The organism is Methylopila henanensis, assembly GCF_042681025.1.
GTDB lineage: Bacteria > Pseudomonadota > Alphaproteobacteria > Rhizobiales > Methylopilaceae > Methylopila > Methylopila henanensis.
Genome location: NZ_JBHUER010000010.1, coordinates 119,714 through 133,915 on the forward strand (window position 1 = coordinate 119,714; position 14,202 = coordinate 133,915).

Sequence of the window (14,202 nt, forward strand, 5' to 3'; positions counted from 1 at the left end):
CGGAAATTCTTCAGAGCGCTTCAGCGCCGGAGATGATCTCGATCAGCTCCTTCGTGATCTGCGCCTGGCGGGTCCGGTTGTAGTTCAGCGTCAGCTTCTTGATCATCTCGCCGGCGTTACGGGTCGCCGAGTCCATGGCGGACATCCGGGCGCCCTGCTCCGAGGCGGCGTTCTCCAGAAGCCCCTTGAAGATCTGGATCGCGACGTTCTTCGGGAGCAGCTCCTCGAGGATTTCCTCTTCGGACGGCTCGTACTCGTAGATCGCGCCGCCGGCCACCGCGGCGGCCTCGTCGCTCGCCGGGATTTCGGCGGGAACGATCTGCTGGGCGGTCGGAATCTGGCTGATCACCGAGCGGAACTGCGAGTAGAACAGCGTCGCGACGTCGAACTCGCCGGCCTGGTAAAGGTCCAGCACCTTCTTCGCGATCTCATCCGCGGACGCGAAAGACGGAGCCTTGTTCGCCGGAAACTCGATGCGCTCGCGGATCAGACCACCGTAGTTGCGGCGCAGCAGCTCCGCGCCCTTCTTGCCGATGGTGAGGAACTGGACCTCTTTGCCCTCGGCCAGCAGCTTCTCCGCCTTGAGACGGGCCAGACGGACGATCGAGCCGTTGAAGCCGCCGCAGAGGCCGCGCTCGGCGGTCGCCACCACGAACAGGTGGCGCTTGTCGGAGCCCGTGCCCGACAGCAGCAGCGGCGCCTCGGGAGAGTTCTTGAGGCTTTCGCCGAGATTGGCGAGCACACGCTCCATGCGCTCGGCATAGGGACGCGCCGCCTCGGCCGCGCTCTGGGCGCGGCGGAGCTTGGCCGCCGCGACCATCTGCATGGCCTTGGTGATCTTCTGCGTCGCCTTCACCGAGGCGATGCGATTGCGTAGCTCCTTGAGGCTCGCCATGACGTGGCCCGGACTCCTCTGGCGATCCGCTTACGAGTAGGAGGCCGCGAACGCGTCGAGCGCGCTCTTCAGCTTCTCGGTCGTCTCCTTGGAAAGCTCCCTGGAGGTGCGGATCGTCTCGAGGATGTCCTTGTGCTTGCCCTCGAACAGCTCGAGCAGGCCGGTCTCGAAGCCGCGCACCTTGTCGATCGGGAGCTTGTCCAGATAGCCGTTGGTGCCGGCGTAGATCACCACCACCTGCTGCTCCACGCGCAGCGGCGAGAATTGCGGCTGCTTCAGGAGCTCGGTCAGGCGCGCGCCGCGGTTCAGCAGGCGCTGGGTCGAGGCGTCGAGGTCGGAGCCGAACTGCGCGAAGGCCGCCATCTCGCGGTACTGCGCGAGCTCGCCTTTGATCTTGCCGGCGACCTGCTTCATCGCCTTGATCTGGGCCGACGAGCCGACGCGCGACACCGAGATGCCGACGTTCACCGCCGGGCGCACGCCCTGGTAGAACAGGTCGGATTCGAGGAAGATCTGGCCGTCGGTGATCGAGATGACGTTGGTCGGGATGTAGGCCGACACGTCGTTCGCCTGCGTCTCGATGACCGGAAGCGCGGTCAGCGAGCCGGCGCCGTTGTCGTCGTTGAGCTTCGCGGCGCGCTCGAGCAGACGGGAGTGCAGGTAGAACACGTCGCCCGGGTAGGCCTCGCGGCCGGGCGGACGACGCAGCAGCAGCGACATCTGGCGGTAGGCCACGGCCTGCTTGGACAGATCGTCATAGACGATCAGCGCGTGCATGCCGTTGTCACGGAAGTACTCGCCCATGGCGCAGCCGGCGAACGGGGCCAGGAACTGCATCGGGGCCGGATCGGAGGCGGTCGCCGCGATAATGATCGAGTACTCGAGAGCGCCCTGCTCCTCGAGCACCTTCACGAACTGCGCGACGGTGGAGCGCTTCTGGCCGACGGCCACATATACGCAGTAGAGCTTCTGCTTCTCATCGCCCGAGGCGTTGATCGGCTTCTGGTTCAGGATCGTGTCGAGCGCGATCGCGGTCTTGCCGGTCTGGCGGTCGCCGATGATCAGCTCGCGCTGGCCGCGGCCGACCGGGATGAGCGCGTCGATCGACTTGATGCCGGTCTGCATCGGCTCGTGCACGGACTTGCGCGGGATGATGCCCGGCGCCTTCACGTCGACGCGGGCGCGCTGCTCGGAAACGATCGGGCCCTTGCCGTCGATCGGGTTGCCGAGCGCGTCGACCACGCGGCCGAGCAGGCCCTTGCCGACCGGTACGTCCACGATCGCGCCGGTGCGCTTGACGGTGTCGCCCTCGGCGATGCCGCGGTCGGAGCCGAACACGACCACGCCGACGCTGTCGTTCTCGAGGTTGAGCGCCATGCCGCGGACGCCGCCCGGGAACTCGACCATCTCGCCGTACTGGACGTTGTCGAGGCCGTAGACGCGGGCGATGCCGTCGCCGATGGAGAGAACCTGGCCCACCTCGGAAACTTCAGCTTCCTGGCCGAAGTTCTGGATCTGATCCTTCAGGATCGCGGTGATTTCGGCGGCGCGAATGTCCATCAGCCGACCTCTTTCATGGCGAGTTTAATGGCGTTGAGCTTGGTCTTGAGCGACGCGTCGACCATGCGGCTGCCGAGCCGCACGATCAGACCGCCGAGAATCTTGGGGTCGACCTTGACGTCGAAATCGACCGTCTTGCCGGTCACGGCCGCGAGCGCCTGCGACAGCGACGCCCGGCGCGAGTCGCTCAGCGGCTCGGCCACGGTGACTTCGGCTGTGACGGCGCCGCGCGCGGCGGCGGCGAGGGCGTGGAAGCCCTTGATCATCGCCTCGATGGCGAACAGGCGACGGTTGCGCGCCACGAGCCGGACGAAGTTGGCGACCAAGCCGCCGACGCCGGCCCGCGCCAGCACCGCGGCGATCGCCTTCTCCTGCTCGTCGGCGGAGAACACCGGGCTGCGGACGAGGCGGCGCAGATCCTCGCTCTCGTCGAGCAGCGCGCTCACCGTCTTGAGATCGGACGCCACGGCGTCGATCTGGCCCGCCTCCTGGGCGAGGTCAAACAAGGCGGACGCGTAGCGCCCCGCCATTCCGGACACGATGGTGTCTTTACCTGCCACCGAGCGTTCTCTCGCTGGTTGGAGCCTAGGGCTGAAACCGGAGCGAACGCTCCGTACCTCCCGGAAAAGCCGATGTTTTTTCTCGGCTCGACACGACACGTCTGCGGGGTGTTGACCCCACGAAACGGCGGTTGACTAACACGGCTGCACCGACCGCGCAACATCGTGGCGCCCATGTGGCGACGGAGAGAAACCCCTTTTGTTTCAAAGCCTTGCCTGGCCACTTCGCGAGCGCTGTCACGCCTTAAGCATAAGTCTCGGAGTCGACACGATGTCACACCGCCGATCACGCGTCCGAGAGGCCGACGCGGCCGCCGCCTCAGACGAAGCTCTGGGGGTCGATGTCGACGGCCACCCGGACCTGCCCTTTCGGCCTCGGGGCCGCGCCGAGCCAGCTCCGGACATAGGCGGGCACGTCCGCGGCCCGGTCGGCCTGGACGAGCAGGCGCATGCGGTGACGCCCCCGCACCATGGCGAGCGGCGCCTCGGCGGGGCCCAGCACTCTTAGCCCGTCTGCCTTCGGAGCGGCGCGCGCCAACGCTCGGGCGTGGGCGTCCGCCTCCTCCCGGGTCGGCGCGGAGACGATCAGGGCGGCGAGCCGGCCGAACGGCGGCATGCCGGCCGCCTTCCGCGCTTTGGTCTCGAGCGCGTAGAAGCCTTCCCGGTCGCCGGCGACCAGCGCGCGGATGACGGGATGCTCCGGCTCGTGCGTCTGGAGCAGCGCCCTCCCCGGCCGCTCGCCGCGACCGGCGCGGCCCGCGACCTGCTCCAGCGTCTGGAAGGTGCGCTCCGCCGAGCGCGGGTCGGCCGCGCCGAGCGCGAAGTCGGCGTCGACGATTCCGACCAGCGTGAGCTTTGGGAAATTGTGCCCCTTCGTGACCATCTGGGTGCCGACGACGATGTCGACCTCGCCCCGCTCGATCGCGTCGAGCTCGGCGCGCAGGGCCTCCGGGCCGCCGACGACGTCGCTCGACAGCACGCTGACGCGGGCGTCGGGGAAGCGGGCGACCGCCTCGTCGCGGATGCGCTCCACCCCCGGCCCGCAGGCGACGAGCGAATCCGTCGCGCCGCAGGAGGGGCAGGACTCCGGCGTCGGCCCGGTGTGGCCGCAATGGTGGCAGACGAGCCGCGCCCGGAAGCGGTGCTCCACCATCCAGGCCGAACAGTTCGGGCATTTCAGCCGGTGGCCGCATTTGCGGCACACCGTCAGCGGGGCGTAGCCCCGGCGGTTGAGGAACAGCAGCGTCTGGTCGCCGGCCCGAAGCGTCTCCGCCATGGCGTGGACCAGCCTGGGGCTCAGCCAGTCGCCGCGGTCGGGACCGGCGGAGCGCATGTCGATCGCGGACACCTCGGGCAGGGTCCGGCCGCCGAATCGATCCGGCAGCGCGAGGCGGGCGTAGCGACCGCGTTCGGCGTTGGCGCGGCTTTCGAGCGAGGGGGTGGCGGAGGCCAGAATCACCGGCGCCTGCTCGAACCGCCCGCGCAGCACCGCCATGTCGCGGGCGTTGTAGAGGACGCCGTCCTCCTGCTTGTAGGCGGCGTCGTGCTCCTCGTCGACGACGATCAGGCCGAGATCCGCGAACGGCAGGAAGAGCCCGGAGCGCGCCGCCACCACGGCGGGAATCTCCCCGCTCGCGACCCCGCGGCGGATCGCGCCGCGCGCCTTCTCGCCGACGCTCGCGTGCCACACCGCCGGGCGCACGCCGAAACGGGCGCTGAAGCGGTCTATGAAGGCGCCCGTCAGCGCGATCTCCGGCGCCATCACGAGCGCCTGACGGCCGGCCTTCAGCGCGGCGGCCACAGCTTCGAGATAGACCTCGGTCTTGCCGGAGCCCGTGACGCCGTCGAGCAGGGCGACGTGGAACCGGCGCGCGAGCGTCAGCGCCGCGAGCGCCTCGGCCGCCGACGCCTGTCCCGTCGAGAGCTTCGGCCCTGGGCGATACGGGTCCGGCCGCGGCGGAGGCGGCGGAGGCGGCAGCTCGGCCGCGACCAGCGCGCCGTCGGCGAGCAGGCCGTCGATCACGCTGGCCGAGACGCCCGCCTCCTCCGCCAGGGCGGACTTCGCGCGGGGAACGCCGTCGGCCGCGACGTCGAGCACCCGCAGGCGCGCAGGCGTCGGGCGGGCCGGAGCGCGGCCGGCCGCGCGCACGCCCATCTTCGGCGCGGCGGCGGGCGTGTCGACGCCTAAACCCCGGAGCGCCATCCGCAGCACCTGGCCGCGGGGGCTGACCGTGTAGTCCGCGATCCAGTCCACGAAGCGGCGCATCGGCTCGCGCATCGGCGCCGCCGCGACGACGCCCTGCAGGCGCTTCAGCCGCGCGGGATCGAAAGCCGCGGGCGCGCCGTCCCACACCACGCCGATCTCGATCCGGCTGCCGAGCGGGGCCAGCACGACGTCGCCGGGCGCGACGACGAGCCCCTCCGGCACGGCGTAGGTCAGCGCGCGGTCGAGAGCGACCGGCAGCAGCACCTCGACGGCGGAAGGCGGCGACATCGCGGGAGCGGTCTCACGGAGCGTTACGGGTCAGCCCCCGCCTCTTCGGCGCATCGACCCGCGAACGTCAAGCCGCGCGCTCCGCCGCATGCGCCGGACGCGCAGGTCTCTCCCTCCGATACGGCTTGCGTCTCCTCGCCTGCTGCTCCACTTGAGGGACGACAGCTTCGCGCCGCGCCCCGCGCGCCTTATTCGCCAGAGGGTTTTCACAATGAAGTTCTTCGTCGACACCGCGGACATCAACGAAATCCGCGACCTCGCCGCCACCGGCCTGCTCGACGGCGTCACCACCAATCCGTCGCTGGTGCTGAAGGCGAACCGCCCGTTCAAGGAGATCATCGCCGACATCTGCGAGGTGGTCGACGGCCCGGTTTCCGCCGAAGTGGCCTCGACCGATTACGAGGGCATGATGCGCGAGGGCCGCATTCTCGCGGAGATCGCCGAGAACGTCACGGTGAAGGTGCCGCTCACGTGGGACGGCCTGCGCGCTTGCAAGACGCTGAGCGACGAGGGCACGATGGTCAATGTCACGCTGTGCTTCAGCGCGGCGCAGGCGCTGCTGGCGGCGAAGGCCGGCGCGACCTTCATCTCGCCCTTCGTCGGCCGGCTCGACGACATCGGCCTCGACGGCATGGAGCTGATCCAGGAAATCCGCACGATCTACGACAACTTCCCGGAGCTCGGCACCGAGATCCTGGCGGCCTCGCTCCGCAACGGCAATCACGTGAAGCTCGCCGCCATGGCCGGCGCTGACGTCGCCACCATTCCGCCGGCGGTGATCAAGGGCCTCGTGAAGCACCCGCTGACCGACAAGGGGCTGGAGCAGTTCGTGGCGGACTGGAAGCAGACCGGCCAGACCATAGAGTGACGCGGTTCACGCGAACCGAAGCCCGATCCGGAAAGGCGCGGCGGCTTCGGCCCCGCGCCCTTTTTCTTTCAGTAGGCCACGGCGTAGCAGGCCGCCGCGTTCTCCGCCTGCGGGCCGTGCGCGACCTCCACGATCCGGCGTTCGCCAGAATAGGGATCGACCGCCGAGACGGCCACCTCGACGTCGGCCACGCCAAGCGGAATGTCGATCGCGTCGACCCAGGTGCTCAGCACCAGCCGCTCCGGCTCGCGGCGCACGAGCACGGGCGTCGCGCGCGAAAGAATCTCCTCCGGCCCGCCCGCGGCGTGATTGAGCAGCGCCCATGAGGCCGATCCCGCGAACGGCGCGGCCGTCTCCGGCTTCGGGGCCGCGCTGAGCGCCACGTCGAAAGGCTCGCCGCCGGCCGTGACGCGCAGGACGCCGACCAGGGCGTCGCCGGTCGCGACCTGCAGGACGGCGTCGCCGTCGAGCCGGACCGTCTCCCCGACCTGCTCGACCTGCGGCGGCAGCGAGACGCCGATGTCCGTGTTTCCCAGCATGAAGGACGACTTCGCGGTCCCGCTCGGCCGGTGGATGATCTGGATCAGATAGCGTCCGGCGCGTTCGGCCGAGAACACGACGGTCACGACCGCGCGGCGCTGCTCGTCGACCCTGACCGACGCGAGCGCCCGGACGCCGTCCTTCAGGGCTTCGGCCGAGTTCGACAGGTCGAGGTTGAGATCGCATTCCGCATAGATGTTGCGGTCGAGCTCCGAGACGATGCGCAGACGGATGTCCGACCGGCCCTCGCCGGCGATGCGGAACGCCCGCAGGGCCTGCTCGCCCGAAGCGAGGCTGACGTCGGCGATCTGGAAGCGGTGCAGGCCGTGTCCGCCGGACTCGAGCAGCAGGACGCCTCCGTCGGGCTCGGGCTGCGCCTCGAGATTTTCAAGGTTCTGAGCGGCGGCTCCCGACAGCGCGCTGGTCTCGCCCGGAGGCGCGCTTCCGGTGGGCTCGCCCGACGGCCGGACGATCGCGGCCGCCTTCCAGCGCCCGGAGGCGGCCCTGTCGTCGCCGAACAGGCCGACCACATGCTTGTTGTCCCGCACGTTGGCGCGGACGACCTCCTCGATGTGCTCGCGGCGCGGCCCGAGGAAATAGGCCGGCGGCGGCGCGACGAGCACGCAGGAGGTCAGCGTCCCGACCATGCGCGACACCGTGTCGAGCACCGTGGAGCCGAACGAGACGAGGATGCGGGGCGCGATCCTGTCGCGGGCGATCGCGGATTCGATGCCGTCGGTCTCGCGGATCTGCGCGCCGACGATGAAGCCCATCTTGCGGACCTTGACCGGGTCCTCGCGGCGATGGGGCAGGTAGACGCAGCGCAGCTCGGGCGCGAGCTTCCGGGCGGCGATGCAGAGCTCAAGATACCGCTCCTCGCTCGCGATGTCGTTCTCGACATGGCTGCAGCCGGCGATCCAGAGCTCGTCCAGCAGCGTCGGCTCGCCGCCCTCCAGGAAGCGGTCGTAGTGATCGTTCGGGACGATCGTGTCGCCGTCGGCGAGGCGTCCGCGATAGATGGTGAAATAGGTGAGCTGGGAGGGATCGGGATAGGACAGCGGATCGGTCGCCCGCAGCGCCGTCCCCTTGAACGGAGACGCGCGGAACACCTCCTTCGCGTTCTTCTTGTTTTCGCGAAACCCCATGACGGCCTGCGAGACCGAGCCGTCGTCCAGCAGCACGCATTCGGCCTTGTTCAGGTCCACATGCGCCAGGAACTGCCGGTAGGAGACGGGACGGTAGTCGCCGAGCACGACACGGTCGAACGCGACGTCCAGCCCGGCGAAATACTGGTTCACCCGATCCCGGAACGACCGGCGGCTGTCGAAGTCGGCGAACTCGCGGATCGCGAGCGCGTGCTCCTTGCCGTCCTTCGTGAAGGGCGGGATGCCGGCGCGCACCAGCGGCTCGAACTCGCGCACGCGCTCGAAGCCGATGCGTCGGAGGATGGCGCGGGTGCGGTCGTTGTCGCTTTCAAGCCGACTCTTCACGAAGGCGACCCAGCACTGGTCGGGGTCGATCCGCGCATAGGCGAGGTACTGCTCGGCGTGGGTGGCCTGCAGCGGCGACGTCAGGATGATCAGGGTCGCGGTCATCGCGCGGTCTCGCGCGCCGCGAGATAGAACCGTTCGTACTGCCGGGCGATGGCGAGCACGCTATAGTCCTCCGCGCTCGCCATCGCCTCCCGGCGCAGCGCCCCGTATCCGGCCGCGTCGACCTCGCTGCCGCGGCGCAGCGCGTCGGTGAGCGAGGGCACGGTCGGGTCGAACAGCCAGCCCGTCCGACCCTCGCGAATGATCTCGGAGCCGCCGCCGCGGCTCGACCCGATCACGGGGACGCCATGGTGCAGGCTCTCGATGAAGATGCGGCCGAAGGGCTCGAACCAGATCGACGGCACGACGCAGTAGCGCGTCTGCTCGAAGAACTCGGCCGGCGTCACGTAGCCGACGAAACGGGTGTGTTCGTCCTCGTAGCGGTTCCGCAGCTTCCACTCGAAGCCCGGCTCGCCCGAGCCCGCGATGAGCGCGGGGTGCGGACGTCCGGTCTCGGCCCTGAGCGTGGCCAGCGCTTCGAGGAACAGCTCCACGCCCTTGGTGTGATGCAGGCGGCCGATGTAGCCGAACTCGTAGGGCTTCGCGAAACCGGCCTGCGACGCCTCGACGCCCTCCGCCATCTCGTAGCTGTTGGCGATGACGTTGCGCTGGGGCGTGTCGCGGAACCAGCCGGAGCGCAGGTGGATCTTGAGGATGTGCGAGCTGATGCCGACGACGCCGTCGACCACGTTCGAGCGCTCGCGGCCGGCGACGCGGGTCGCTGCGCAGTCGCGGCACTGCCTCAGGCACGGGTCGTGCTCGATGATCATCCGCCGGTGGCAGAGCGCGGTGTAGCTGCGCAGCGTGTGGACGCAGGTGGCGCCGCTCTTCTTGATCACGCTCCACAGCGAGGTGACGCGGCCCATCACCGCCGTGTTCACCACATCGGGGCGAAACTGTTTGAGCGTCTCGGCGAGCTGCTTGTCGAGCGGATAGGCCTTCTGCGTCGCGGCGGCGAGGCGCTGATAGTGCGGCTCGGCGTAGACGTTGGGCTCGCTGCCGCGCTTGGTCTGGACGCGGATGACGTGAACGCCGTCCTTGTCCTCCACGATCGTCTCGTCGTGGACGTTCTGGCTGAAGACCCAGACCTCGTGCCCGAGTTGCTGCAACCCGCGCGCGAGGTAGTAGGTGGACTGTTCCGATCCGCCGATGCCGAGGTCGGGAAACAAAGAGTTGGCGAGGAGGATTCTCATTCGCCCCCGCGAATTCGGTTTCCGGCCGAAGACGAGTTACTCACGTCCGATCCGCCCCCCAAAATTCCGTCGACTGCGCTGGCGCAAGCTGCGGGCAGCAGATTCAACCATGCCGCAAGTAAGCCACAAATATCGATACGTCCGATGCGTGATGAAACCAATTTGGGTGTCGTCCGATCACCACCGGCACCGGAACTCATTGTTGATACACGGCGTCGCGAAGGTAGAGCAAGCGACGTGAGGCCGCGCGCATCTGGCGCCGGGCCGCGCCGAAGACCCTTCCGCGGCGGGGCCGTCTGGCCGGGGCGGCTCCGGAGGCTCCGCCGCGGCTGGGTCGGACGCCTCGAAAGCGAGGCCGCCGCGCCACAGCGGGGCCGCTGCGCGCCTGTCGCGGTTCACACCATCGCGCTTTGCAATTGTGCTTTCGCTCCGCAGCCCCTATCTCCCTGCTCACCACAGACAATCCAGAAGGTCCTTTCGCCACATGCCGAACGACGACAGCCTCGAGACCCGCCGCAACAGCTCCCTCGAGGCGAAGAAGCAGCTTCTAGCCAAGTTCCGTTCGGCGGCGGACGATCCAGCGGCGGCAAAGCGCGCCGCCGAGCGCAAGGCCATCCTCGAAGCCCGCGCCGAGCGCGAGCGCATCAAGGAGGCCGCGCGGCAGAAGGTGCTCGAGGAAGAGCGCCGCGTCGCGGCCGAGGAAGCTGCGAAGCGGGCCGAGGAGGAGCGCATCCGCGCCGCCAAGGCCGAAGAGGAAGCCGCTCGCTTCAGGAATTCGTCCACCGCCATGGCGGCCCGGGCGCTCGCGGATATGGCGCGCGGCGCCGGCTATCCTGCGCGCAAGAGCGCCCGCCGCGCGTAATACCGCGCGTCACTGCTGAAACACGCGAAAGCCCGCCTCACGGCGGGCTTTCTTCATTTCGGGGCGGGATCGCCGGCCTCAGGCGGCCTTGCGGTTGATCTCGCCGAGCGCGACGGCGTTGAGCTTGTCGTCGGCGGCCTTCTCCTCGCGGAGAGTCTGCTCGAGCACGGCCGCGCAGTCGGCCCGGCCGAGCTCCTTCGCCCAGGCGATCAGGGTTCCGTAGCGGGCGATCTCGTAATGCTCGACCGCCTGGGCGGCGGCGATGATCGCCGCATCCAACACCTGCTTGTCGTCCACGTCGCCGACGATGTCGTCGGCCTCTTCGATGATGCCGTTGATGGCCGGGCACTTGATCGCCTTCGCCTCGGCGCCGTGCATCTCAAACACCTGCTTCAGGCGCTCCACATGCGTCTCGGTCTCGCGTCGGTGGCTTTCGAGCCCCTGCTTCAAGGTTGGGCTGGTCGCCTTCTCGATCATTTTCGGCAACGACGCCAGAATCTGCTGTTCGGCGTAATACACGTCGCGGAGCTGATGGACGAAAAGGTCGTCCATGGTTTTGATGTCCTTCGAGAACAGGCCCATCTTGCGCCTCCTGCTTTGTTGTCCGTACGTTCGAACCGCCGCAGCGGCCGAACCTCACTGTGACAACACGCCAGCAGCGGAGATGTTCCGAACTTTTGCGGGATGCGGCCTCCATCGGCAGCGTCGCCGCGGCCCCGCCGCAATCGACGGCATGGATGAGGCGCGCGCCGAACCGCGGGCGCGCGCGATTCCGGAACAGTGATCCGCGGACAGGAGCTTCACATGCGCGCCGCCAGCCTTTTCGCCGCCGCCATCGCAGCCGCCGTCGCAGCAGGAGCCGCGCGCGCCGAACCGGCGCACGGCCCGCACGCGCGGCCCGCGACGATCAGCGTGACGGGCGAAGGCTCGGTCTCCGTCGCCCCCGACCTCGCCGTCGTGACGAGCGGCGTCGTCACCCGCGCCCCGACCGCGGCGGCGGCGCTGAAGGCCAACGCCGCCGCGATGACGAAGGTGATCGCGGCCCTGAAGGCCGCCAAGATCGAGGATCGCGACGTCGGGACGTCGGGCGTCTCCGTGCAGCCCCAGTACGACTACGGCGAGAACCGCGCGCCGAAGCTGTCGGGCTACGAGGTGCGCAACACCGTGACGATCCGCGCCCGCGATCTCGACGCGCTCGGCGGACTGCTCGATTCGCTGGTCGAATCCGGTTCGAACCAGATCGAAGGGCTCGCCTTTGACGTCAGCGACAAGGACAAGCGTCTCGACGAAGCCCGCCGCGCCGCCGTCAAGGACGCCCGACGCAAGGCGGAGCTTTACGCCGAAGGGCTTCAGGTGACGCTGGGCGAGCCGCTCACGGTCGAAGAGCGCGGGTCGCCCGAAGCCGCGCCTCCTGCGCCCGTGTTCATGCGCGCCAAGGCGATGGATTCCGCGCAAAGCACCCCGATCGCCCGCGGCGAACAGGAGCTGCGCGCGGTGGTCAGCGTGCGGTGGTCGATCGCGCGCTGACCACGGGCGGGGTGACGACGCGTTAACGAGGTCAGGAGCATTCTCGCGCATGGCGCGGCCGCAAGGCGAAGCGCCCAACGATAAGCTGCGAGGATCCTGTTCGATGTCGTTCGGTTTTGGTCGGTTCGTCACGTCCGCGAAGCCCGCGCCCGACCTCACGCCGGCGGCGTCCGCCGGCGTGATCGATCACTCGGCGCTCGTCTCCGCGCTCGACTCGATGAAACGCGGCGCGCCCGTGTCGGAATGGCCGGACGGCGAACTGGGCGCCGCGCTGCAGGCCTTCGCCGCCGAGCTGACGCGGCGGGGCCGCGGTGATCTCGACGCCATCGTCGGCTTCGCCGCCAACGCCGCCGACAGCGGCGGCTACGTCGGCTGGGTCACCCACGACATCCGCCAGGTCGCCGAAAGCACCTCCACCATCGCCGGCGCGGTGGAGGAGCTCGCAAGCTCCATCGCCGAGCTCTCGTCCACCAGCCGCACCGGCGCCGACGACGCGCTCGCCGTGCGCGACGAGACCCGGCTCTGCGTCGACGAGATGCGCGAAGCCGCCGGCTCGATGGAGACGATCCACGATCGGGTCGCGGGCATCGCCATGCGCATGAGCGTGCTCGAGGACGCCGTGCGCCAGATCGCGGAGATGGCCGGCACGATCGAAGCCATCTCGAGCCAGACCAACCTGCTGGCGCTGAACGCCACCATCGAGGCGGCGCGCGCGGGCGAAGCCGGCCGCGGCTTCGCCGTGGTCGCGAACGAGGTGAAGTCGCTGTCCGGCCAGACCGCGAAGGCGACGGAGCAGATCCGGGCCCGCATCGCGACGCTGATGGAGGAGACCGAAGCGATCAAGCTCGCGACCACCGAGAGCGCCGACGCCGTCTCCGCCGGCGACGCCCGCATCCGCGCCACCGGCGGCAAGGTGGAGCTGGTCGGCGACCGGGTCTCGATCATCACAAATCACATGAACGCTCTCGCCGAAGTGCTTGGCCAGCAACGCGCCGCGACCAACGAGATTTCCGAGAACGTCACCCGCATCGCCGAAACCGCCCGCAAGACGCGCGGCGAGATCGATGAGGCGCTGAACCGTCTGATCGCCTCGGAAGCGGCCGCGCTCGCGAGCGTCGACGCCGCGGCGGCGAAGGGCATTCCGGCCTACGAGATCATCCGCATCCCCGCCGACGCCGCCACGATGCGCCGCCAGCTCGCCGCGACCCTGGTCGGCCTCGCGCCCGCGACCGTCGACGCCGCGGGCTTCGGCGCGCGCCTCGACCTCGCGAAGGACGACGGCTCGCTCTCCGAGCTTCGCCGTCTCCGCGACGCCGTGCGGCGCGACGCCGAGCGCATGATGTCGGCGATCCGCGCGCAGGACTGGAACGCGGCGACCGACGCCTTCCAGAAGTGCGAAGCCGCGCTCGGCGCCATCACCAAGGCCGCGCAAGCGCGCGCCGCCTGACGGCCTCCGGCCGTGCGCGGACTCGGCGTCCGCGCACGGCTTTCAGCTCACTTCTCGAACGCGGCGACGATCGTCACGGTGACGTCGTCCGACACGGCCGGGACATAGGCGCCGAGGCCGAAATCGCTGCGCTTGATCTTGGCCGTCGCGGAAAAGCCGACCGTCTCGGCCTTGTTCATCGGATTGACGCCCGCCCCATGGAACGACGCGTCGAGCCGCACCGGCTTCGTCACGCCGCGCACGGTCAGGTCGCCCTCGATCACGGCCTTTTCGCCCGAAACCGTCACGCTGCGGGACTTGAACGTCGCCGAAGGGAACTTCGCGGCGTCGAAGAAATCGCCGCCCGCGAGATGCGCCGCGAACTTGTCGGACGTGACCGACAGGCCGGAGATCGGGAAGGTCACCTCGACGGTCGCCTTGGCGGGCTCCTTGGGGTCGATCGTGAGCGAGCCCGTCGGCTGGCCGAACAGGCCGAACAGCGTCGAGAAACCGAAATGATCCACCGACCAGGCGACCTGGGTGTGGTTCGGATCGACCTTGTAGGTCCCGGCCGTCACGCGCGCGACGTCGGCTTTGCCGGGAACCTCCTGTGCGAAAGCGGGCGCGGCGGCGAACGCCAGCGTGGCGGCGAGCAGGGCGGATGAGAGGAGCTTCATGGGCGGCT

Annotated in this window: 12 protein-coding genes; 4 read left to right on the forward strand and 8 right to left on the reverse strand. The window is 69.3% G+C overall.

Annotated features, from left to right (window positions below):
- Positions 1–10 precede the first annotated feature (10 nt).
- The 4 genes from ACFSCV_RS13650 to ACFSCV_RS13665 form a co-directional block, all read right to left on the reverse strand.
- Complete coding sequence (locus ACFSCV_RS13650; RefSeq protein ID WP_378800128.1) at positions 11–895, reverse strand: F0F1 ATP synthase subunit gamma; 885 nt, start codon at positions 893–895, stop codon at positions 11–13.
- A 30-nt stretch (positions 896–925) separates the two neighbouring features.
- The gene (gene atpA / locus ACFSCV_RS13655) at positions 926–2,455 is read right to left on the reverse strand and encodes a F0F1 ATP synthase subunit alpha (RefSeq protein WP_378800129.1); all 1,530 of its coding nucleotides are present in this window, start codon (positions 2,453–2,455) and stop codon (positions 926–928) included.
- Entirely contained in the window at positions 2,455–3,015 is a 561-nt protein-coding gene (locus ACFSCV_RS13660) for a F0F1 ATP synthase subunit delta (RefSeq protein WP_378800130.1), read from the reverse strand. The genes atpA and ACFSCV_RS13660 overlap by 1 nt, the downstream gene beginning before the upstream one ends.
- A gap of 319 nt (positions 3,016–3,334) precedes the next feature.
- Positions 3,335–5,509: a primosomal protein N' gene (locus ACFSCV_RS13665; protein ID WP_378800131.1), complete on the reverse strand. Its 2,175-nt coding sequence runs from the start codon at positions 5,507–5,509 to the stop codon at positions 3,335–3,337.
- A gap of 211 nt (positions 5,510–5,720) precedes the next feature.
- Here ACFSCV_RS13665 and fsa point away from each other — a divergent pair, with 211 nt between their 5' ends.
- Positions 5,721–6,377 carry a fructose-6-phosphate aldolase gene (gene fsa, locus ACFSCV_RS13670; protein WP_378800132.1) on the forward strand — a complete coding sequence of 219 codons (657 nt, stop codon included), beginning with the start codon at positions 5,721–5,723 and terminating at the stop codon, positions 6,375–6,377.
- 68 nt (positions 6,378–6,445) lie between these two features.
- Here fsa and ACFSCV_RS13675 read toward each other — a convergent pair whose 3' ends face one another.
- A complete protein-coding gene (locus ACFSCV_RS13675) occupies positions 6,446–8,512 on the reverse strand; it encodes a hypothetical protein (RefSeq protein ID WP_378800133.1) in 2,067 nt (688 codons plus the stop codon).
- Entirely contained in the window at positions 8,509–9,702 is a 1,194-nt protein-coding gene (locus ACFSCV_RS13680) for a glycosyltransferase (protein WP_378800134.1), read from the reverse strand. Before ACFSCV_RS13680 ends, ACFSCV_RS13675 begins: the two co-directional genes overlap by 4 nt.
- 484 nt (positions 9,703–10,186) lie before the next feature.
- On the opposite strand from ACFSCV_RS13680, the gene ACFSCV_RS13685 reads away from it, so the two are divergent.
- The gene (locus tag ACFSCV_RS13685) at positions 10,187–10,564 is read left to right on the forward strand and encodes a DUF6481 family protein (protein ID WP_378800135.1); all 378 of its coding nucleotides are present in this window, start codon (positions 10,187–10,189) and stop codon (positions 10,562–10,564) included.
- Between the two features lie 78 nt (positions 10,565–10,642).
- Here ACFSCV_RS13685 and ACFSCV_RS13690 read toward each other — a convergent pair whose 3' ends face one another.
- A complete protein-coding gene (locus tag ACFSCV_RS13690; protein WP_378800136.1) occupies positions 10,643–11,146 on the reverse strand; it encodes a YciE/YciF ferroxidase family protein in 504 nt (167 codons plus the stop codon).
- Positions 11,147–11,368: 222 nt separating this feature from the next.
- Here ACFSCV_RS13690 and ACFSCV_RS13695 point away from each other — a divergent pair, with 222 nt between their 5' ends.
- Positions 11,369–12,091, forward strand: coding sequence for an SIMPL domain-containing protein (locus ACFSCV_RS13695; protein ID WP_378800137.1), 723 nt, complete (start codon positions 11,369–11,371; stop codon positions 12,089–12,091).
- Positions 12,092–12,194: 103 nt separating this feature from the next.
- Positions 12,195–13,538, forward strand: a complete 1,344-nt coding sequence (locus tag ACFSCV_RS13700) for a methyl-accepting chemotaxis protein (protein ID WP_378800138.1) — start codon at positions 12,195–12,197, stop codon at positions 13,536–13,538.
- Between the two features lie 47 nt (positions 13,539–13,585).
- On the opposite strand, the gene ACFSCV_RS13705 is transcribed toward ACFSCV_RS13700, so the two are convergent.
- Positions 13,586–14,194, reverse strand: coding sequence for a YceI family protein (locus ACFSCV_RS13705; RefSeq protein ID WP_378800139.1), 609 nt, complete (start codon positions 14,192–14,194; stop codon positions 13,586–13,588).
- Positions 14,195–14,202 lie beyond the last annotated feature (8 nt).

Coding starts and splice junctions, on each gene's coding strand:
- ACFSCV_RS13695 (WP_378800137.1), top strand. CDS start 11,369: ATGCGCGCCGCCAGCCTTTTCGCCGCCGCCATCGCAGCCGCCGTCGCA.
- ACFSCV_RS13650 (WP_378800128.1), bottom strand. CDS start 895: ATGGCGAGCCTCAAGGAGCTACGCAATCGCATCGCCTCGGTGAAGGCG.
- ACFSCV_RS13665 (WP_378800131.1), bottom strand. CDS start 5,509: ATGTCGCCGCCTTCCGCCGTCGAGGTGCTGCTGCCGGTCGCTCTCGAC.
- ACFSCV_RS13685 (WP_378800135.1), top strand. CDS start 10,187: ATGCCGAACGACGACAGCCTCGAGACCCGCCGCAACAGCTCCCTCGAG.
- ACFSCV_RS13700 (WP_378800138.1), top strand. CDS start 12,195: ATGTCGTTCGGTTTTGGTCGGTTCGTCACGTCCGCGAAGCCCGCGCCC.
- ACFSCV_RS13705 (WP_378800139.1), bottom strand. CDS start 14,194: ATGAAGCTCCTCTCATCCGCCCTGCTCGCCGCCACGCTGGCGTTCGCC.
- atpA (WP_378800129.1), bottom strand. CDS start 2,455: ATGGACATTCGCGCCGCCGAAATCACCGCGATCCTGAAGGATCAGATC.
- ACFSCV_RS13690 (WP_378800136.1), bottom strand. CDS start 11,146: ATGGGCCTGTTCTCGAAGGACATCAAAACCATGGACGACCTTTTCGTC.
- ACFSCV_RS13680 (WP_378800134.1), bottom strand. CDS start 9,702: ATGAGAATCCTCCTCGCCAACTCTTTGTTTCCCGACCTCGGCATCGGC.
- ACFSCV_RS13675 (WP_378800133.1), bottom strand. CDS start 8,512: ATGACCGCGACCCTGATCATCCTGACGTCGCCGCTGCAGGCCACCCAC.
- fsa (WP_378800132.1), top strand. CDS start 5,721: ATGAAGTTCTTCGTCGACACCGCGGACATCAACGAAATCCGCGACCTC.